Consider the following 20,626-nt stretch of genomic DNA (forward strand, 5'->3'; position numbering starts at 1 on the left):
GCTGCCGGGCTTTTGGCGTTTAGGCGCTATGAAGCGTTCTTCTGTGCGTTCATCGCATCGAACATCGAAGTAATATTGCTCGCCGTTGCCTTCAGCTTGCCGACAAGGGAATCCATGTCGTTGTACTTCTTGGTCAACACCGCCGTCAGCGTCTCGACCCGACGATCCAGGGCTGCCTGCTGGCTGGCCAGATTCGTCTTGGCCTTGGCCAGGTTAGTCGAACGGGTATCCAGGATCCCATCACTGCCAGTGACCGTGTAAGGGGTGATTGCATCGTTCATGCGCGTCAACAGACCCATGGAGGCATCGCCAGTCGCCGTCGGATCGCCCAGGAACAGCTTCTGAACTTCACCACCGAGCTTCTGGGTATCCATCGCGGTCGAGAACTTGGTGCTATCGAAATCCAGCGCACCGGTTTTCTGATTGGTGGTGATACCCAATTGCGACAGAACAGTGAGTTTGTCACCCGCCCCCGTTGTGACCAACGGCGTACGAATCGATGCCAGAACGCTGCGCGCCAACGGGTCACCGGTCAGTGCTGCAGCAACGGTCGGCTTGCCATTGCTATCCAGGGAAGGCTTGGTCAGCGTATTAACATTGGTCACAACCTGGTTATAGGCATCAACGAAAGCTTGGATGGATTTTTTCAGGCCATCACTGTTCGGGCCAACCGTCACCGTCGTGGTACCACCGGCGACCAAATTCAGGGTCAAGCCGGAAATAGCCGAGTCAACCTTGTTGCTTTTGCTAGTCAGCGCGAGCCCGTCCACGGTGAAACTGGCGTCCACCGCGAAATCGCCGATGGCACCCGCCGAAGTCGCTGTCGGTGCTGCACCCATTTGCTGGCCGGCATTAATCTCCAGACCCGCGATACCGCTGAGGGTGATGTCGGAGCCCGCACCGGTCGCCGTGGACCCCATCACCAGACGCGAGCCAAACGAGTCGGTCACGATGTTCGCGCTGAAACCGTTCGCACCCTGCTGGGTGTTGATCGCATCGCGAACCGACTGCAACGTCGCGCCGGCCGGAATGGTGACAGAACTGGATACGCCATTTTGCGTGATATTGAGCGTGCCGCTCGCAACGGCACTGCTGGCACCGCCGGCAAAGGCCGCGGTGGCCACTTTGGACGAGGTCGCAAGGTTATTGACCTTGACCACGTAGGAACCGTTGACGGCCGTGTTGCTGGCCACAGCGGTCAATACTTTCGCGTCGGCGGACGTGGCGTTGTAACCCAGGAACTGCGGAGCTTGCGTATCTTGCAGCTTCTTGATTGCAGCCTGGAAGTTCGCCAGGACACTTTTGAGAGTACCAATACCGGAAATCTGCGCAGTATTGGTGGTCGTCTGACGATCGATCTGATTCTGCTTGGCCGCCTTGTCGGCGTTGACCAGAGCCTTGACGATATCACCGGTATTAATACCGGAGCCTAAGCCCGTGCCCGGTAGAATTGGACTTGCCATGTGGAACTCCCTTCAGTGTGTCGCCGGCCTTTTGACCACTACAACGCCCAAAAGAACATAGCAACAAAATTCGTGCCAGTTGTCAGACTTTTGCGCTGAACAACAGACTGCTTGCATCATTCAAACTGTTCGCCAGCTTAAGGACTTCTTCGTTGGGGATTTGACGAATCACCTCACCGGAGTCACTGGCAATCACTTTGACCACAACTTTGCCTGAAGGCTCGTCAATCGAGAACTCCAGGTTACGCTTGACCGACTGAACGAACTTTTCGATTTCCTGAACGGCCATCTTCAGTTTTTCCTGCTCGGTCTGGTCTTTTTTACCTTCTTCCTTGACGGCAACCACTGGCGCAGTTTCCGCTCGAGGCTTTTCCGCAGGCTTATCGGCAACAGTCGTCGCCTGCTGGGCCGCAGGATAAGACAAGTTCAGCTTGACGCTCATATCCATGTCCATCACCTCTTAAAGTAAAAAGCGAGAGAGCGCGACAAGCGCACTCCCCCGCTAAAACTCATCGGCTATTACTGAAGCAGTTTCAGTACAGCGGATGGCAGTTGGTTGGCCTGAGCCAGAACTGCGGTGGAAGCTTGTTGCAGAGTTTGTTGCTTGGTCAGCTGTGCAGTTTCAGCAGCGAAGTCGGTATCTTGTACGCGGCTCAGTGCAGCACTGGCGTTTTCGTTGATGTTTTGCAGGTTGGAGATGGTGCTGGAGAAACGGTTTTGTGCAGCACCCAGGTCAGCACGAGTGCTGTTGATTCGCGACAGAGCGGCGTCGATAGCCGAGATAGCCGACGCTACAGCAGAGTGGTTGGCTGCGTTGGAGGTACCGGAAATGGTAGTACCGGTCATGCCCAGGGCGCTGGAGTCGAAGCTCGAAGCCAGGGTCAGAGTGATCTGGTTGTCGGAGGTGGTGTTGGAACCAACCTGGAACTCCATCGCACCAGCGGTACCGTCCAGCAGCGCCTTGCCGTTCAGGTTAGTCGACTGAGCGATACGGGTCAGTTCAGCAACCGACTGTTGGTATTCTTTGTCCAGAGCGGTACGGTCAGCAGTGCCGTTGGAGTCGTTACGCGACTGAACTGCGATTTCACGCATACGCTGCAGGATGTTGGTCGATTCTTGCAGAGCGCCTTCAGCGGTCTGAGCGATCGAAACACCGTCGTTGGCGTTTTTGATAGCCATGGTCTGACCACGGATCTGCGAGGTCATACGGGTAGCGATCTGCAGGCCGGCGGCGTCGTCTTTGGCGCTGTTGATTTTCAGGCCGGAAGACAGGCGAGTCATCGAAGTCGACAGCGCGTCGGAAGCACGGTTCAGGTTCTTCTGAACACCCAGAGATGTAGTGTTGGTGTTTACTGTTAAAGCCATGACGAATTCCTCGTTGGTTGGGTACTACGGCTTCCGGCCCTGGCAACCGCCCGGTATGGCCTAGAGAACCTTCGTAATAGTTATCGTCGCGAATGCAGGTTGCTTGAGGGGATTTTTGAAATTTTTTGCCATCACACTGCCACCCCCTGTAAAACCAAGCCATAGCGACGATCCAACCACCAAAAAATGACGCCAGAGAACTGCCACAACCCTTCCTTACGCCCCGCTTGCGTTGACCTGCCACGGCATTACGCGGAATTGACAGCCATCAGTAAATCAACCAGTTCGTATTCAAGGTAATCCGCGAGCGCCAGCCAGTCCTGTCGCTCCTGGCTATCCAGCATGCCTGTCAGCAATGCCATCCACCGGGCCGCGATCTGGCTGTCTGCCCCGCCGACCCGCGACTGCACCTGCTCCGCTACCTCGACCATGACCAGCGCCGCCTCGACATCCCTTCCCAGACGAAACAACGCTGAACATTGCCGGGCCTGATCAACGAGTAGCTCTTCGCTCATCGACTGAACTCCGGATGAAATGTCGTGCCGACAATCATGGCCCCAGCTCGACTGCTGTTGTAGAAGACGACGTGTGGATGCGCAGCGATATAGCGCTCCAGCTCACACAAGTAACTACGGAAATTGAGCTGAGTCTTGACCCGCTGCCCATGCCCATCCAACACCCAATGACGAGCCGCGACCAATTGCGGGCCAAGGTCGCCGTCATCCCAACCGGCATGGGTCTTGTTGTTGGGGAACGCGAAGTCCGCCCCGAACAGCGTGATCTGACTGGCACCCATTTTCACCGCCAGGTCCACCGCCGGATGAATCACGCTGCCGCCTGCAAACAACCCTGCCCGTGGGAGCTGCTTGCGCAGATCGCGAAAGACCGGGCTTGCCGAGTAGGCGACATAGCGCTTGCCTTGCCAGGCCTGCAAGACCGCAGGAGCCACCAGCGGCATGTAGACCAGCGTGATGTCTGCGCTGTCCTCGGGCGGCAGATGGCGCTGCGAGATACGCTGGTCGATCGTGACGACGACATCCGGTTTGATACCGTTCTCGATGAGCGGCCGGTAAGCGGTATCGACACAAACGAACAGCGGTCGCTGGGTCTGGCCGCGAATTGATCGCAAGGTTACGAAGTGTTGTTCCAGGCTCGGCCCGGTGGCGATGACGAACATCGGCTGGCCAGCGTGTGTGGCGAACAATTGTGCGGCGTCGCTATCGACGCGGATCTGTTCGACACTTTCCAGCAAGCGCGCGGCGATTTCCGGATTGTCCGGATCAAACTCACAGTTGTTGAACGTCAGATGGGTTTCGCTGACCAAGCGGTCACGGATCTTCGCGTTGAAGTCATCGGCCAGCACCAGCTCTGAAGGCAGGGCAAAGAACGGCAAACAAATTTCAGCCAAATCACCGGCGTAGTGCAGCTCGACCCGCGAATCGCTGAGCCACGACTGCTGATCGAGCAATTGCAACACCAGCGCAAACACTGCGCCGTTAAGTATATGTACGTGTAACTGAATCAGCCCCGAACGCTGTAGCAGCTCCAGTTGCAGATCACCCAGCCCTGTGCCGTAAACGTGTAACACCGGGCTGTCGACCGGCAGGCTTGCGGCCTGAAGCTGCGCTTCGCGGGTACGGTCATGGCGACTGGTCAGCTGAATGCCGTTGATGCTCAGGGTCGAGCCGAGCCCTTCCACCAGATCGGCCTGCAACGGGCCCGGATCTTCAGACAGCAGACGCTCAGCCACGGCCGGCCAGCGACGCTGGATGAGTTCGGCGTTGGGTTGAAAAAACTCGCTCATGGCGCCTCGCTGTGATTCGGGCAAAAAAATAGCGCTCAAGGTTACACCTTGAGCGCTTTTTTTGTGTCCGGCTTTTAGAAGATCAAGGGCGATAGATGATCGCCGAACCCCAGGACAAACCAACACCAAAACCGCTGAGTGCCACACGCTTCCACTTGGAGTCGAGCACGTGCTTTTCCAGCAGCAATGGAATGCTCGACGACACGGTGTTACCGGTCTCGACCATGTCCTTGAGGAACTTCTCGGGCTCGCCCTCGAAGCGTCGCGCCACGGCATCGACAATCGCCGCGCTGCCCTGGTGAATGCAGAAAGCATCGATATCGTCGGCCGTCAGGCCCGAGTCAGCGAGCAGCTCATGCAAATGCGCAGGCACTTTGAGCAGCGCAAAGTTGAACACCTGACGGCCATTCATGAAGAACACCCCGTCGGTAACCTTCAGGTGCGGCGCGCCGGAACCGTCAGTCCCGAACTTGGCCTTGCCCAACTGCCATGGCGCGTCTTCGCCCATCCAGGTGGCGGTGGCGGCATCGCCGAACAGCATGGTGGTGTTGCGATCTTCCGGGTCGACGATCTTCGAATACGGATCGGCGGTCACCAGCAGGCCATTCTTCAGGCCTGCGGCTTCCATGAAGCCCTTGATGGCGTAGATGCCGTAGACGTAACCGGAGCAGCCCAGGGAAATATCGAACGCGGCCACAGTCGTTGGCAGGCCCAGCTTGTCCTGAACGATGGCGGCGGTGTGCGGCAGGCCTTCTTCGTCGCCGTTCTGGGTCACGACGATCAGCACGTCGATCGCTTCACGCTTCAATTCAGGGTTGTTGGCGAACAGCGCGTTGACTGCTTCGACACACAGGTCCGAAGTTTCTTGCCCGGCGTCTTTGCGCGGCAGGAAGGCCGAACCGATCTTGCCCAGGATGAACTCTTCATCCTTCTCGAATTTTGCACCTTGTGCGTAATTGTCCACGCCGGCTACAGGAACGTAGCTCGCAATGCTCTTTATGCCAATCATTACGGCTTCCCAATAATAAACAGCCCAATACCACCGCTCGCAAGGAATCGAGGGGCGCCGACAAACAACGAATAACGTCGCCCTCAAGGAGGTGACAGCGGGAAGAGTAAAAGGCCATCACTGAGCCAAAAGCAGGCCAGGCGCCCTCTTCCCTATTTATACAATACAGTGAAGATGCGCGTAATGACTCGCAGGTCACGCTATTTTGCCGAATCAGCCCCACAAGCGGTTATTCGACCAGCGACCAGTCCAGCGGCGTTCCGCGCTTGATGGCCTGGCGGGCACGGCGGCCCAGAAGGGTTTCAGCGTGTTTCGGGGCCAGCCCCAGGCCTGGACGGATGGCCCGCAGATTAGCGGCGGTAAAAGGCTCACCGGCGATCATGTCCTGGGTGACATACAGCGACCGGCGGTACACCAGGGACTTGCGCTCGGCGTCAGTCACGCCGTAATGCACCTGGCCCATGGCCTGCCAGGCGCGCTCGGTTTCGACCACCAGGCTGGCAAGCTCGGCTGGTTCCAGGGAGAAACTGGCGTCCACACCTCCGGCGGCACGGTCGAGGGTGAAGTGTTTTTCCACCACCGTCGCCCCCAGCGCTACGGCGGCGACAGACACCCCGACGCCCATCGAATGGTCGGACAAACCAACTTCACAGCCAAACAACTCGCGCAGATGAGGAATCGTGCGCACGTTGCTGTTGGCCGGCGTTGCCGGGTATGTGCTGGTGCACTTGAGCAACACCAGGTCCTTGCAACCGGCCTCACGGGCGGCACGCACGGTTTCATCGAGTTCGGCGATGCTGGCCATGCCGGTGGAAATGATCAGCGGCTTGCCGGTGGCCGCAACCCGCCGGATCAACGGCAGATCAGTGTTCTCGAAGCTGGCGATCTTGTAGGCCGGCACATCGAGGCTTTCGAGGAAGTCCACCGCGGTGTCATCGAACGGTGTGGAAAACGCCAGCATGCCCAGCTCTTTGGCCCGGGCGAAAATCGGCGCGTGCCATTCCCACGGCGTGTGGGCCTTTTCGTACAGCGCATACAGCGAAGAACCGGCCCACAAGCTGTTGGGGTCCTTGATGAAGAACTCGCCTTCGGACAAGTCCAGGGTCATGGTCTCGGCGGTGTAGGTTTGCAGCTTCAAGGCATGGGCGCCGGCCTTGGCCGCGGCTTCGACGATTTTTATCGCCATGTCCAGCGACTGGTTATGGTTGCCGCTCATCTCGGCAATGATGAACGGCGGCGCATCGGCACCGATCGAGCGGTTGCCGATCTTGAAACTGGTCATTGTTCTGGATCCTTCAATACACGCGTGAACGCGCAAGCACTCTGAGTAAAACCACCCTCGCGGAAAACCTTCAGCGATGGCTGATTGGCCGGCAGCACCTGAGCCGTGATGGCCTCAAGTTGTGGCCAATGCGCCGTGACGAACGCTTCGCCCCGCGCCAGCAGCGCCCTGCCCCAGCCCAGGCCGAATCGGCCTTCGAACAAATAGATCGAGACTTCGGCCCGAGTACCGTCAAGGTCATAGCGCAGCATACCGACCGGGCCGTCATCCGCCTCGGCAATCAACAGCAGTCGCTGGGGATTGTTCAGGCTCGCAGCCAGCCAAACCTGGTGCCGTTGCCAATCGATGGCGTGGGTGTCCAGCGACCAGCGCCGTACCGCCTCGGCATTACGTCCCTCGAACAACAAATGCGCATCGTCCGCAGTGGCCCGACGCACCTGCAGTACCGCTCCCGCCAGTGCTGCCGCCACCCGCTGCGCGCCACGGCCATCGACCAACTGCCGTGAGCGTTCGGCCAAACTTTGACGAAAACCTTGATTGCCTACGACAAAACCAATGGCTTGGCGCAATTGCTCGACGCTGACATGCTCGCGGTTGCCCAGGAACACATGAGCGCCCGAGGTCGCCATCACCTCGCCGTTGGCCTGCTGATTATTCGAGACTGCAATGCAGATTGTCGGCAGCCCCATGGCTGCCCGCTCCCAACTGGTACCGCCACCGGCACCGATAAACAGGTCGGCCTCGGTCATAAGCCGATAGAAGTCGCTGACAAAACTGTGCAGGCGCCAGTTCGGACGATACGCCGCCAGCGCCTGCATCTGCTCCCAGGCCGGGTTGTCGGCCCCCGCCACGAAATCGACCTCCAGCTCATGAAGGTCCGCCAGCGCCAACATTGCGTGGTGGGTCTGCATGGCCGCATCGAAGCCGCCGAAGTTCACCAACACTCGCCTGGCCCGAGGCTTGATTTCGACCGCCGGGCAGCAGAACTCATCGCGCAACATCGCAAAACGTGGGCCGAGCAAGGTCTGGCAGTCGGGCGTCAGCAGCGTGGCATAAGCCTCTGGGGTGCCCGACAGATTTTGATTGAGCAGCAGATCGACGCGGTACTGCCGAGTGGCCAGGTCATCCACCGCGGCGATCCGTGGTGCCCAGCGACGGGCCGCAGTCTGCCAGTGATGATCGAGGCCATAGTGGTCAACGATGATCCAGTCGAAAGCCGGATGGCTTTCCAAGGCTTGCGCCAGCGCGGCGATGTCCGCCTGCCACGGCAGCATCGATTCGATGGCCTGCTGCGGATCTTCATCGGGGTAGCGCGCAGGCAGCGCGAAGGTCTCGAAGCCCTCGCTTGCCAGGCTGTCCAGTCGATGCCCCGGCAGCAGGCGACAGGCGAAGGCAACGTGCGTGCCCTGCTTGCGCAACACCCTGGCCAGGGTCAGGCAGCGGGCAATATGGCCGCTGCCAATGGTTGGCGACGCGTCAGCGCGGATCAGTACCCTCATTGCAACTCACCACCAGCCTTCAATGCGGCGTAAAGGTATTCGGCGCGTTTCCAGTCTTCAAGGGTGTCGATGTCCTGTACCAGGTAGCGCGGCAGAATCACCGGCAGGCTCGCCGGCGAAAACAGTGCATCACCACGCAACCAGGCCTCGCTGCGCCCCCAGTAGAACTGGCCGGCATCTTGAAAGGCTTCGGGCAAGTCCTGGGAACGGGTGTCACGAAACTCCGGATAGAGCGAGGTCAGGGCGCCCTGCTCGTCGAGGGTCAAGGCACGCTGCACCGGAAAACCAAAACCGGTGACTGAAAACGCGAAAGACTTGTCCGGGTGCTGCACCAGCAACTCATGCCCCTGACGCAGATAACGCGCTTGCAACAACGGCGCCGTCGCATAGATGCAGCAGGCATGGTCGAACGGCGGCAATTGATTCAAGGCATGCACAATCACTGCCGCAGTCCCGGTGAAATCGTCAGCCAGTGCCGCAGGCCGCATGAACGGCACCTGAGCGCCATTGGCTCGTGCGACTTCGGCGATTTCCTCATCGTCGGTACTGACGATCACCTGGTCGAACAGGTGCGACTCCAGCGCCGTGCGAATCGAACGGACGATCATCGGCACGCCGTCGAACGGCTTGAGGTTCTTGCGCGGGATTCGCTTGCTGCCACCACGGGCCGGAATGATCGCAACACAGCTCAAGAGTCACTACTCCTCAAGGATCAGTCGTCGCAATTGCTCGACCACATAGTCCTGTTGTTCATCGCTCAGCAGAGGAAACAGCGGCAGGCTGATGGCCTCGGCGTAATAACGTTCGGCCTGGGGAAAATCACCCACGGCAAAACCCAGGTCGCGATAGTACGGCTGCAAGTGCAGCGGAATATAGTGCAGATTCACCCCGACACCGGCTGCTCGCAAGCCTTCGAACACCTGTCGATGACTGAGGTTGATCCGCTCCGTCTGCAAGCGCACCACGTACAGATGCCACGCCGATTCGGCTTCAGGCTGCGTGCTGGGCAAGGTCAGCGGCAAGTACGCCAGCAACCGGTCGTAACGCGCCGCCAGTTCGCGTCGACGCTCGATAAAGCCATCGAGCTTGTTCAGCTGCGACAGACCGAGGGCCGCTTGCAGGTCAGTGATCCGGTAATTGAAGCCCAGTTCCACTTGCTGGTAGTACCACGGGCCGTGGCTGGGTTCGGTCATCTGCCCGGGGTCACGAGTCATGCCGTGGCTGCGCAGGCGCTGCAAGCGCTCGGCCAGTTCCGGGCGATTGGTCAGCACCATGCCGCCTTCGGCGCTGGTAATGATCTTCACCGGATGGAAACTGAACACGGTCATTGCCGCGAACTCACCGCAACCCACCGGGCGCCCGGCATAGGATGCGCCGACCGCGTGAGAGGCATCCTCGATCACCGTGAAACCGTAACGCTCGGCCAGTTCGGCGATCATGCGCATATCGCAGCTCTGCCCGGAGAACGCTACCGCCACCAGCACTTTCGGCAGCTTGCCGTCGCGCTCGGCGATTTCCAACTTCGACGCCAAGGTGTAGGCATCGAGGTTCCAGGTCAGCGGGTCAATGTCGACAAAATCGACGTCGGCGCCGCAGTAACGACCGCAATTGGCCGAGGCCAGAAAGGTGTTCGGCGTGGTCCATAACCGATCGCCCGGCCCCAGGCCCGCGGCGAGACAGGCAATGTGCAACGCCGCAGTGGCATTGCACACCGCCACCGCGAAATCGGCCTGGCACCGCTCGGCCATCGCCTGTTCGAAACGCTCGATGGTCGGCCCTTGGGTCAGCCAGTCAGACTGCAACACGGCGACCACCGCATCGATGTCCGCCTGATCGAGGCTTTGCCGACCGTAGGGAATCATGCCGACAGTTCCGCGTGCAGGTCGGCGATCTGGCCGACTGACAGGAAGTGCGGGTTGGTATCGGAACGGTACTCGAAATCTTCGCCCACCGGCCGGCCCTGCTCACCCAGTTTGTCCACGGCAAAATCCACGTCGACGCTGGTGAAACGGATCGACGGCTGAATGGTGTAGTGATCGTCGAACTCCAGGGTCATGCGCGCGTCGTCCAGTGGCACCATCAGCTCATGGAGTTTTTCACCCGGACGAATGCCGACGTGTTTGTGCGGCAAATGCTCAGCCATGCCCTGCGCCAGATCGACGATGCGAATCGACGGAATCTTCGGCACAAACACTTCACCACCGTGCATGCGGGCGAAGCTGTCGAGCACAAACTTCACGCCGTGATCGAGGGTGATCCAGAACCGCGTCATGCGCTCATCGGTGATCGGCAGCTCTTTGGCGCCCTCGGCAATCAGTTTGCTGAAGAACGGCACCACCGAACCCCGCGAGCCGGCGACGTTGCCATAGCGCACCACGGCAAACCGGGTCTGTTGTTCGCCGGCAATGTTATTGGCAGCAACGAACAATTTATCCGACAGCAGCTTGGTCGCGCCGTACAAGTTGATCGGGCTGGCAGCCTTGTCGGTGGACAGCGCGACAACTTTTTTCACGCCGTTGTCGATGGCCGCGGCAATGATGTTTTCCGCGCCGTTGACGTTGGTGCGGATGCATTCGGTGGGGTTGTATTCCGCCGCTGGCACTTGCTTCAGCGCCGCGGCGTGCACCACGTAATCGATACCGCGCATGGCCTGACGCAAACGGTCGGCGTCGCGCACATCACCGATGAAGTAACGCATGCACGGCGCGTTGAACGTCTGCTGCATCTCGTACTGCTTGAGCTCATCGCGGGAAAACACCACCACCCGCTTGGGCTGGTATTGCTCCAGCAAGCGGCGGATGAAGTTGCGCCCGAACGAACCGGTGCCGCCAGAGATGAAAATCGATTTACCGTTGAACATGCCTTGAGTCCTTTTACCTGTCAGCCAGGCTTATGCGAGCAACTGCGCCCAGTCAATGCTGGTCGGTTCGCCGAGGGTAAAGCCCTTGCCAGTCAAGGCCAGGTTCTGGTTGTAGGCTGAGTCCTGCTCGAAACGGGCCTGCCACTTGTCACGCAGGGCAGCTGCCGCCTGCGAATTGTCCGGCAAAGTCCCGGGGTGCGTAATCTGCACTTGTGGTGTCCAGACCGTCAGCAAACCTGCGTCGGCAACTTTCAGGCACAGATCGACATCGGCGTAAGCCTCGTCGAAATGCTCTTGGTCCAATCCACCGACGTCATCAAACACTTGCTTGCGAATCATCAGACAAGCACCAGAGACCGCCTGATAGTTCTGTTCGACGACCAAGCGACGCATGTAGCCCTGGGCATCTTTTTTCTCGCCTGCGAAAGGTGAAGCGACCCCGCCATTGAGGCCCAGAATCAAACCGGCCCCCGTCACATTGCCATTGGCATCCACCAGTTTGGCCCCGACCACTCCTACCTCAGGACGCTGCGCCTGGTTAAGCAGTGCCTCGATCCAGTTGGCGTTAACGACCTCGGCGTCCGCCGCCAGCAGCACCAGGTATTCGCCCTGAGCCTGTTCTACAGCCAGGTTAAGTAGTGCCGAAGTGCTCAGACGCTGCTCTGCCCTGACCAGACGAACCCGGCCACGACCGTTCTGCTCCAGGCTTTCCAGCCAGGCGAGCAGTTCGGCGGACTGGCTGTGATTGTCGACGATCACGATCTCATTGTTCTGATAGCGCGTGCGTTGCAACACGCTGACCAGGCAGCGCTGCAAACACTCCAGGTTGTCCTGGCTGTGAACGATGATCGAAACCTTCGGACGATCGGCGTGACGGTAGTCGATACGGTAGCCTCCCGACGCTTCGGCACTGACCTGGGCCTGATATCCGCGGGTCGCCAGATGACGAACCAGAGTCTGGCGTTCGTGTTCAATAGGCCCCGGCAGCGGTGCCTGGGTGATCAGCAAAGGCTCTGCCAGATGCGCGAGCCCGGCCAGGCCGCCGGCTTCGATCAGGCGCAGCAACAGGTCGAACTCGAGCGCCGAAGTGAACTCACGAGCAAAACCACCGACTTCCACCAACACCTCACGCCGGATCAGCCAATGCCGCGCAGTCAGCGCCGGCAGGCTCTGCAACAAATCGAGGTTGAAGGCGGGACGGAAGACATCGACCAGCGTGCCATTGGCCTGACGATGAATCTCGTCCACCGCCACCGCACGGCAACCCTCGGCGTTCTGCAACTCCAGGCTGGCACGCAACAGACCCGCGGCGGTGAACTCGTCGCCCGCCTCGGCCAGCAGCAACCAGTCCGAGGTCGACTGGCGAGCAATCTGGTTCAGCTTATCGACATAGTTGCTGGTGGTGACCTTGACGAAATGCAGGGTGTTTTGTTCGGTGGTGACTGCCGGCAGATCGCCGGTGGTGAAGACCACCACTTTGAAGGCCCGGAACGCGCTCTCCATCAGACTATCGAAGCTGGCCTGAAGCTTGTCCATGTCTGCGTCCAGGTCCAGCAACAAAATGCCGAACTGAGGTCCACCGTCATTGGCTGCCAGATGCTGGTTGATTTTCCTCACCGCAGTCTCATTTGGCTCCCGTGCCTGCAACCAGTTGAGCAGACGTCCCGACGGCATCGTGTCGAGCAACTGACGACTGTCGTGGGTCGGCACACTGTCCAGGCGCTGCACCCAATCGGCCAACACTTGGGCATCAGCCGTTTCCCCCATGTCCACCAGTTGCTGAGCGAGCTTTTGCACGACTCGACGGTTGAAGGCGCCGAGTTCCACGGCTTGAAGCAGGCGCGTCTGGATCGTCGCCGGACTGTCATTGGAGTAAGTACGCTGCAGTGTCTGCTGCTTGAGCAATGTCCCTTCCATTTCCTCGAGTTGCAAACGGCCGGCCGGCATTGCATGGAGCAGAAACTCGCACTCCGCCAGTTGCTCGAAGAAGGCGCTGTTGTAGAACGGCATCTCGACGTATTGCTCGGGGCCGAAGACACGCTTCGGGCCGACCGTCGGATCGGTCCAGTAAGACTCGAATATCGGTTCGATGGTCAGCGCGTTGCGGGCAGTCAGGCTGTCGGCCAAAGCGGCGAAGCTTTGCAGGGCCAACTGGGCGGTCTGCTGTTGGTCGAGACCGGTGATACCCGTCGGCAGCGATGACAGGAACCCGGCAAAGCGCTCGCGCTCGGCGACAGAGCGGGCGTCCTTGAAACTCAAGGTCGTCATGATTTCGGTGTTGTGATCCGAACGTCCGTAATTGACTTCACGTACCACATAGGGTGCCGGGAGAATTCGCGCCTTGGCCCGCGCCAGCATGTAGTACACGTGGCCGATTTCCTGCCACTGGAAGATCGTGCCTTCCGGCATCACTGCGTACCAGTCCCGCAACAGCGAGGTCCGATGCACGGCATAGAACGGCGGAATGTACTGCCCCATGTAATCGAGTACACGGTCCTGGCCTTGCTCGGCGTTGTAGTCCTCCTGCACCTTCTTGTCACGACGGTAGTACTGCACATAATTGGCGTGGGTCAGGTACATCAGGCAATAGCCGTGGCACAAACCGTAGTCGGGGTTGGCTTCGAGGAAGTTCACCGATTCGGTGAGAGCACCGTGCAACAGGAAATCATCGTCGGAGGCGAACACCATGTACGGCGTGGTGACCTGTTCGACACCGTATACCAGCTTGGCCTGGATGCCCCAATAGCCGAACTGCGGCAAATGCCGATAGTCGATGGTGTCCGCAACCGTCGCCGCGCCATCCAGAGCAACGGCTGACGAATCAAGGACCAGGATCCTGCAAGGCAGCGTGCTGTAGAACTGCAACGCCCTGCGCAAAAACGCCGGACGATTGTGCGTAATCAGCACCAGAGTGAACAGTTCACTCAGGGGCAACGTGTTTTCAGAACCGTAAATGCCTTGCATATCCTTCCCCGCCACAGACCTATTGCCTGATGAACACTTGAATGAAGTTGTCGTTTAACGCACCCGGCGCAGGTAGCCATCCGGCGCAACGGTGATCAGCAGTTTGCTGTGAATCGCCTGATCGATCTCGAAATCCCGGTTTTCTTCCAGGTACGCCCAAACGGCGGTTTTAGGGTTATCACCCTTGCCCCATGGACGGTCCGGAAAGGCGTCTTCCGGCATGTCTTCGACCACCGTATCCATGACCACGCAGTAGCTGCCGACCGAGACCATCGGTGCATACAGACGCAACTCTTCCAGCACGTGTTGATGGGTGTGATTGGAATCCAGCACCACCAGCACTTTCTTGCCCTGAATGCGCTCGCGCACCTGATCGACGATCGCGGTGTCGATGCTCGAACCCTGAATCATCTGGATTCGTTTGCTCATCGGATGGGCTTCGATCGCTTCGCGGTTGTGCTGACGAATATCGATGTCGACACCCAGTACTTCACCATGGCCGATCAGCTCCAGCATCGAGGCGTAAAACACCAACGACCCGCCGTGGGCGATCCCGGTTTCCACGATCACATCCGGGCGCAAGTTCCAGATGATTTCCTGCATGGCCACCATGTCCTGGGGAATTGAATGATCGGGCGGCCCATCCAGCTGAAGTTGTAGGTGTACTTGTGTTTGGCCGTGGTGCCGACCCAGTCCAGGGACTCGGCCTGCAGCGCTTTGTCTTTCTTCAAACCTTCGATGTTGCCTTTTACTTCTTCACGAAACTGCTCATGGGGATTCATCGCAACTCTCCAGAAAAATAGGGAAACGGCTTACTTGAATACCTTACCGTCGGGGTAAGGCACCGCGTTGGTCTTGATGATCCTGGCGGGATTGCCCGCCACGACCGAATAATCCGGAACATCTTTGGTGACAACGGCGCCGGCGCCGATGGTGACCCAGCGACCGATGCGCAGGCGCGGCAGGATGGTGGCGTTGGTACCGATAAATGTCCCGTCGCCGATTTCCACGCAACCGGCGATACACACCCCAGGTGCCATGAAAACCGAGTGGCCAATCCGTCCTTCATGCCCCACCACGCTGCCGGCACTGATACTGGTGTTGTCACCCAGCGTTACTTCGGCCTGCATGAGCACGCCTTCCTGTAGATAACTGCCCTGCCCCATGCGAATCATGGTCAGGTCGATACCCGGGTGAACGAATTGGCCCAGAGTGGCGCCGGCCTCGACCAGTTGGCGGGTGGTCTCGTAGCGCAGCCGGGTACTGCCGGTGATCAGGTTCACGAAGCGCGCCTGAGGCCCTTTGAGTTCGCTCACCCGATCCGAGCCGCCGATCACCGGTACCCCATAAAACAGCGTGCCCTGCTTGCTCGGGTCGTTATCCAGAAAGGCGAATTCGACGTTGGGGGTGCTGCGCTTCACCGCGTGAAGCATGCGCACCGCTTCGGGGTTGGCCGCGCCCAGCAAATAAATCTTCACGACAGCTGCCTTTTTGCGAGCAGGGCACGCACGACATCCACCACTCGTTGCTGATCGGCGTCGGTCATATCGTGATAACTCGGCAGGTTGAATGCGCGCTCCGGCAAGGCGAAAGCAACCGGTGTGTCGACAGAGTGTTCGCTGAACATCGGCAACGACGACAACGGCCAGAAGAACACCCTGGCATCGATATCGGCAGCCTGGAAAGCGGCGATCAACTCATCCCGACGAATCCCTGTCTCGGCATCGAACACCACTGTCGGCATCCAGTAGCCGTTACGCGAGTGCTCAGGCTCAGGGTTCAGGGAAACACCCGGCAGTAATGTCAGGGCGCGGGCGTAATTGGCGAAAATCTCACGCTTGCGATTGATCAGCTCATCGATACGCTCGACCTGAGCGCAACCGACGGCAGCCTGCAGGTTGCTCATCTTGTATTTGAAGCCGATGAACTCAGGCCAGAACTGTTTGGTGCTGCCAGCGACCCGGCCATGGTTGGATAAGGTCAGGACGCGCTCGTACAAGGCTTTGTCCGAGGTGACGAAAATCCCGCCCTCGCCGGTGGTCATGGTCTTGGTGCCATGAAACGAGAACGCACCGAATGCGCCTAGAGAACCGGCCGCCCGACCACGCCATTGCGAGCCGATGGCCTCAGCGGCGTCTTCGATCACCGGAATATTGTGTTCCCGACCGATCGCCAGCAAGGCGTCCATATCACACAGGTTACCGTAGAGGTGCACTGCGAGAATGGCCTTGGTTCGCGGGGTAATTGCACGCCTGACCTGCTCCGGGTCCAGGCACCAGCTATCCGCCAGAACATCGACGAATACAGGCGTGGCACCCAGGTAGGTAATGGGCGCCGCCGACGCGATCCAGTTAGTGTTGCCCAGGATCACCTCATCGCCAGCACCAATGTCCAACGCCGCCATCCCCATGTGCAAGGCGCCAGTACAGCTGGAGGTCGCGATGGCGTAGGTGGCGCCAAGATGCTCGGCAAAACCATGCTCGAAACGCGTCAGATATTCGTAGCAACGTGCGCCCCAACCGTTCTGAACGGCGTCCAGGGCATACCGGGCTTCCAACTCGCCCACGCTCGGCTTGGTGTAATGAATTCTGCTCATTGAATGCTCAACTCCGGAACGGCGACAACAAACCGCGCGCCCCACACTTTGACCGAGGCGAATTGTTGGGTGATTTCAGTCAACAGGTTCCAGGGCAAAACCAGGATGTAGTCGGGTTTTTCAAGATCGATGCGGTCGGGCGAAACCACCGGGATTCGACTGCCCGGCAAATACTTGCCCTGCTTGTGCGGGTTGGCATCGGCCACCCAGGCCAACAGGTCCGGTTTGACCCCGGCGTAGTTGAGCAAGGTGTTGCCCTTGGCTGCCGCGCCATAACCGACCACGCGCTTGCCGTCGGCCTTGGCTTGCAGCAGGAAACGCAGCAGTTCGTGCTTGATGCGTTCAGCGGCGGGCGCGAGAGTCGCGTAGTACTCGGGCGTTTTCACCCCGGCGTCCAGCTCAGCCTGTAATTGTTGCTGCACGGTCGGTTGCACCACGCGGCGCTCACCGTCCTTACGCTGCACGAATACCCGCAGTGATCCACCGTGAGTGCTCAGCAGACTGACATCGAACACTTCCAGCCCATTGCGCTCGCACAAGGTCTGCACGGCGGTCAGGGACAGGTAGGAATAGTGCTCGTGATACAGCGTGTCGAATTGCTGCCCGGCCATCAACGTCAGCAGTTGCGGAAACTCGAACGTCGCCACACCGGTCGGCTTGAGCAAGGTGGAGAAACCACCGAGGAAATCATTAATGTCCGGCACATGCGCCAACACGTTGTTGGCGGCCATCAGGTCGGCGGCCCAGCCTTCGTTTTTCAGTTGCGCGGCGGTGTCGCGACCGAAGAACAGTTCGCGAATCTCCAGGCCTTTTTCCCGCGCTGCTTGCGCGGTGCTACGGGTCGGTTCAACACCCAGGCAAGGGATGCCGCGCCCGGCGACGTACTGCAACAGGTAACCGTCGTTGGCGGCGATTTCCACCACGCGACTGTCGGCCGTCAGGCCGAAGCGTTCGACCATCTCCGCGACATAGCGCTCGGCATGGGCCAGCCAGGTACTGGAGAACGAACTGAAATACGCATACTCGGCATCGAACAGGCTGTCGGCGCTGGTGTAATCCTCGGTTTGCACCAACCAGCATTGCTGACACACCGCGACCTTCAATGGTACCCATTGCTCGGCTTGTTCCAGGCGATCGGCGTGCACATAGGCGTTGGATGGCGGCGAGGTGCCGAGATCGATCAGCGGCAAGGCCAGAGGAGTACCGCAACCACGGCAGTTCATAGACGCACTCCAGCGAAGTGTTCATCGATCAAGGGATGGCTGGAGTCCCTGGCCGACAGATTATTGACAGGCAACGGCCAGGCAATCGCCAGCCGTGGATCGTTCACCGACAACCCGCCCTCGTGCGCAGGCGTGTAATCGGCGCTGTGCAGGTAGAGCAATTCGGCGTCATCGGTCAGCGTCTGGAAGCCGTGGGCGAACCCGGCCGGGATCAGCAGGCTGCGACCGTCACCGGCCTTCAGGTGCTCGGCGTGCCAGTGCAGAAAGGTTTCGGAATCGGGGCGCAAGTCCACCGCCACATCCCAGACCTCGCCGCGCAGGCAGGTAATCAACTTGGCTTCCGGCGCATTGGAATTTTGAAAATGCAGACCGCGCACACTGCCCCGCTCACGGGTGCAGGAGTGGTTGATCTGGCGGATATGAAACGGCTGGCTGAAAGCGCTCAGGCTGCCTTCGCAAAACAACCGGGCGAAGTGCCCGCGATCATCTTCGAAGCGTTTGTGCTGCACGCTGAACAGTCCGGCCAGCGGCAAGGTCTTCAATAAAAACTCGCTCACAGCGCGCCTCGATACAGGTTCAACTGACGCAGGGTGATTTCACGCATGTCATCACCGTTCTGCCACGCCAGATGCCAATCGAGGGTCTGGGTCAGGCACTGCTGCAACGACCAGCGCGGTTGCCAGGCCAACAGTTGACGGGCGCGACTGCTGTCCAGGCGCAGCAGACCGGCCTCATGCAAATCACTCGGTTCAATGCGCAATCCGCGTGCTTGCGGCCAGCGGCTGGCAAGCAACTCGACCACTTCGCCGACACTGCACATGTCTGCTTCGCTCGGGCCGAAGTTCCACGCGCCGGCAAACTGCGGGCCTTGCTCATAGAGACCGGCGGCCAATTGCAGATAACCGGCCAGCGGCTCCAAGGCGTGCTGCCATGGGCGCACGGCCTGCGGGTAGCGCAGGGTTACCGGTTGGTCGGCCGACCAGGCCTTGAGCACATCGGGAATCAGGCGTTCAGGCGCGAAGTCACCGCCGCCCAGCACATTGCCGGCACGCGCGGTGGCCAACGCCAAGCCATGCTCGGCGTACTTGTCGGCCGGGAAAAACGATGCGGCGTAAGACTGCGCCAACAATTCGCAGCAAGCCTTGCTGCTGCTGTAAGGATCGTGACCGCCCAAGGCTTCGTCTTCGCGGTACGGCCACAGCCATTCCTTGTTGGCGTAGACCTTGTCGGTGGTCACCAGCACACAGGCGCGCACGCCGCCGACCTGGCGGATCGCTTCGAGCAGATTGAGCGTGCCCATGACGTTACTGGAATAGGTGCCGAGCGGATCGCGATAGCCTTCGCGCACCAGCGGTTGGGCCGCCAGGTGCAGGACGATTTCCGGCTGGGTTTCGGCGATCAGTTCCAGCAAGGCGCCGAGGTCACGCAGGTCGCCGCGCTGATCATTGATGCCTTCGTGCACCCGCGCCAGATCGAACAGGCTCGGCTCGGTGGATGGATCGAGCGAAAACCCGCTGACCTCGGCCCCGAGGCTTTGCAGCCACAACGTCAACCAGCTGCCCTTGAAACCGGTGTGGCCGGTCAGCAGCACCCGTTTGCCGCGCCAGAATTGCGGACTCAGTCCCATTGCTTCCATGGGGCCTCCCCGCTCTGCCACAGCGCCTCAAGGTGATTCTTGTCGCGCAGGGTGTCCATCGGATGCCAAAAGCCATCGTGCTGGAAAGCAGCAAGCTGGCCATCGCTGGCCAGGCCGGTCAAAGGTTCGGACTCCCAAACCGTCTCATCCGCGGTAATCAGCGGCAGCACCTTAGGCGACAGCACAAAGAAACCACCATTGATCCAGCCACCGTCCCCACGAGGTTTTTCAGTGAAACCGCGAACCAGATAACCTTCGCGCTCCAGGGCGCCATAACGACCAGGCGGCTGGACCGCCGTGACCGTGGCAAGCTTGCCGTGGGAAAGGTGAAAGTCCACCAGGGCGCTGATGTTCAAGTCAGACACGCCGTCGCCGTAGGTAAAGCAGAACGCTTCTTCGTTTTCCAGATAGCGGCCGGCCCGTCGCAAACGACCACCAGTCATGGTTTCCTCACCGGTGTCGATCAGCGTGACGCGCCACGGCTCACTGTAATTCTGGTGAACGTCCATACGGTTGTTGCACATGTCGAAGGTGACGTCGGAGGTGTGCAGGAAGTAGTTGGCGAAGAAGTCCTTGATCGCATAGCCCTTGTAGCCAAGGCAGATCACGAAGTCATGAATCCCGTGGGCGGAGTACTGTTTCATGATGTGCCAAAGAATTGGCTTGCCACCGATCTCGATCATCGGCTTGGGCTTCAGGTGCGATTCTTCGCTGATGCGCGTGCCCAGGCCACCCGCCAGAATTACTGCCTTCATCGTCTCCCCTCTTGTTCTTCACAGAGCTCGGCCAAGCTGTTTCAAGCTTTTTCGGGCTGTCTGGCTAAAACGCTCTGCCGTGTCAGGCGCTGGCGTACCGGCCGCAAGCGCTCGTTTTATGGCGATATGAGGAGGACTTGCAGGAAACGCGCCAGCTCATGAATCCAGAT

The 20,626-nt window shown here is 59.5% G+C and carries 18 protein-coding genes and 1 pseudogene; all 19 read right to left on the minus strand.

Translation table 11 applies throughout. The features are described from left to right. Positions 1-26: 26 nt before the first annotated feature. Positions 27-1,463, minus strand: a complete 1,437-nt coding sequence (gene fliD, locus LOY36_RS20580) for a flagellar filament capping protein FliD (RefSeq protein ID WP_018925036.1) — start codon at positions 1,461-1,463, stop codon at positions 27-29. A gap of 82 nt (positions 1,464-1,545) precedes the next feature. Beyond that, entirely contained in the window at positions 1,546-1,911 is a 366-nt protein-coding gene (locus tag LOY36_RS20585; RefSeq protein ID WP_026286326.1) for a flagellar protein FlaG, read from the minus strand. A 71-nt stretch (positions 1,912-1,982) separates the two neighbouring features. Next, positions 1,983-2,828, minus strand: a complete 846-nt coding sequence (locus LOY36_RS20590; RefSeq protein WP_018925034.1) for a flagellin domain-containing protein — start codon at positions 2,826-2,828, stop codon at positions 1,983-1,985. Positions 2,829-3,076: 248 nt separating this feature from the next. Continuing rightward, positions 3,077-3,343 carry a hypothetical protein gene (locus tag LOY36_RS20595; RefSeq protein ID WP_258670564.1) on the minus strand — a complete coding sequence of 89 codons (267 nt, stop codon included), beginning with the start codon at positions 3,341-3,343 and terminating at the stop codon, positions 3,077-3,079. After that, on the minus strand, positions 3,340-4,632 hold the full coding sequence (locus LOY36_RS20600) for a motility associated factor glycosyltransferase family protein (RefSeq protein ID WP_258670565.1): 1,293 nt from the start codon (positions 4,630-4,632) through the stop codon (positions 3,340-3,342). The genes LOY36_RS20595 and LOY36_RS20600 overlap by 4 nt, the downstream gene beginning before the upstream one ends. Before the next feature lie 82 nt (positions 4,633-4,714). Beyond that, positions 4,715-5,641, minus strand: a complete 927-nt coding sequence (locus LOY36_RS20605; RefSeq protein WP_019648094.1) for a ketoacyl-ACP synthase III — start codon at positions 5,639-5,641, stop codon at positions 4,715-4,717. Positions 5,642-5,870: 229 nt separating this feature from the next. After that, positions 5,871-6,923, minus strand: coding sequence for a pseudaminic acid synthase (pseI, locus tag LOY36_RS20610; RefSeq protein WP_064619507.1), 1,053 nt, complete (start codon positions 6,921-6,923; stop codon positions 5,871-5,873). Beyond that, a complete protein-coding gene (pseG, locus tag LOY36_RS20615; protein ID WP_258670570.1) occupies positions 6,920-8,422 on the minus strand; it encodes a UDP-2,4-diacetamido-2,4,6-trideoxy-beta-L-altropyranose hydrolase in 1,503 nt (500 codons plus the stop codon). The genes pseI and pseG overlap by 4 nt, the downstream gene beginning before the upstream one ends. Then, the gene (pseF, locus tag LOY36_RS20620; protein ID WP_258670573.1) at positions 8,419-9,114 is read right to left on the minus strand and encodes a pseudaminic acid cytidylyltransferase; all 696 of its coding nucleotides are present in this window, start codon (positions 9,112-9,114) and stop codon (positions 8,419-8,421) included. The genes pseG and pseF overlap by 4 nt, the downstream gene beginning before the upstream one ends. A 6-nt stretch (positions 9,115-9,120) precedes the next feature. Further along, positions 9,121-10,284, minus strand: coding sequence for a UDP-4-amino-4,6-dideoxy-N-acetyl-beta-L-altrosamine transaminase (gene pseC, locus LOY36_RS20625; RefSeq protein WP_019648090.1), 1,164 nt, complete (start codon positions 10,282-10,284; stop codon positions 9,121-9,123). Beyond that, the gene (gene pseB / locus LOY36_RS20630) at positions 10,281-11,282 is read right to left on the minus strand and encodes a UDP-N-acetylglucosamine 4,6-dehydratase (inverting) (RefSeq protein ID WP_019579558.1); all 1,002 of its coding nucleotides are present in this window, start codon (positions 11,280-11,282) and stop codon (positions 10,281-10,283) included. Before pseB ends, pseC begins: the two co-directional genes overlap by 4 nt. Positions 11,283-11,312: 30 nt before the next feature. After that, positions 11,313-14,246 carry a TIGR00180 family glycosyltransferase gene (locus LOY36_RS20635; protein ID WP_258670577.1) on the minus strand — a complete coding sequence of 978 codons (2,934 nt, stop codon included), beginning with the start codon at positions 14,244-14,246 and terminating at the stop codon, positions 11,313-11,315. Positions 14,247-14,300: 54 nt separating this feature from the next. Next, positions 14,301-15,028: pseudogene (locus LOY36_RS20640) on the minus strand (cephalosporin hydroxylase family protein). A 30-nt stretch (positions 15,029-15,058) separates the two neighbouring features. Beyond that, the gene (locus LOY36_RS20645) at positions 15,059-15,724 is read right to left on the minus strand and encodes an acetyltransferase (protein ID WP_018925023.1); all 666 of its coding nucleotides are present in this window, start codon (positions 15,722-15,724) and stop codon (positions 15,059-15,061) included. Then, positions 15,721-16,842, minus strand: coding sequence for a DegT/DnrJ/EryC1/StrS aminotransferase family protein (locus tag LOY36_RS20650; protein WP_258670580.1), 1,122 nt, complete (start codon positions 16,840-16,842; stop codon positions 15,721-15,723). The genes LOY36_RS20645 and LOY36_RS20650 overlap by 4 nt, the downstream gene beginning before the upstream one ends. Next, on the minus strand, positions 16,839-18,065 hold the full coding sequence (locus LOY36_RS20655) for a class I SAM-dependent methyltransferase (RefSeq protein ID WP_019648086.1): 1,227 nt from the start codon (positions 18,063-18,065) through the stop codon (positions 16,839-16,841). The genes LOY36_RS20650 and LOY36_RS20655 overlap by 4 nt, the downstream gene beginning before the upstream one ends. Continuing rightward, the gene (locus tag LOY36_RS20660; RefSeq protein WP_258670584.1) at positions 18,062-18,622 is read right to left on the minus strand and encodes a dTDP-4-dehydrorhamnose 3,5-epimerase family protein; all 561 of its coding nucleotides are present in this window, start codon (positions 18,620-18,622) and stop codon (positions 18,062-18,064) included. Before LOY36_RS20660 ends, LOY36_RS20655 begins: the two co-directional genes overlap by 4 nt. Then, the gene (gene rfbG, locus LOY36_RS20665; protein WP_258670587.1) at positions 18,619-19,701 is read right to left on the minus strand and encodes a CDP-glucose 4,6-dehydratase; all 1,083 of its coding nucleotides are present in this window, start codon (positions 19,699-19,701) and stop codon (positions 18,619-18,621) included. The genes LOY36_RS20660 and rfbG overlap by 4 nt, the downstream gene beginning before the upstream one ends. Next, positions 19,683-20,456: a glucose-1-phosphate cytidylyltransferase gene (gene rfbF / locus LOY36_RS20670; protein ID WP_019648083.1), complete on the minus strand. Its 774-nt coding sequence runs from the start codon at positions 20,454-20,456 to the stop codon at positions 19,683-19,685. The genes rfbG and rfbF overlap by 19 nt, the downstream gene beginning before the upstream one ends. Positions 20,457-20,626 lie beyond the last annotated feature (170 nt).

The sequence above is a fragment of the Pseudomonas sp. B21-019 genome (genome assembly GCF_024749225.1).
GTDB lineage: Bacteria > Pseudomonadota > Gammaproteobacteria > Pseudomonadales > Pseudomonadaceae > Aquipseudomonas.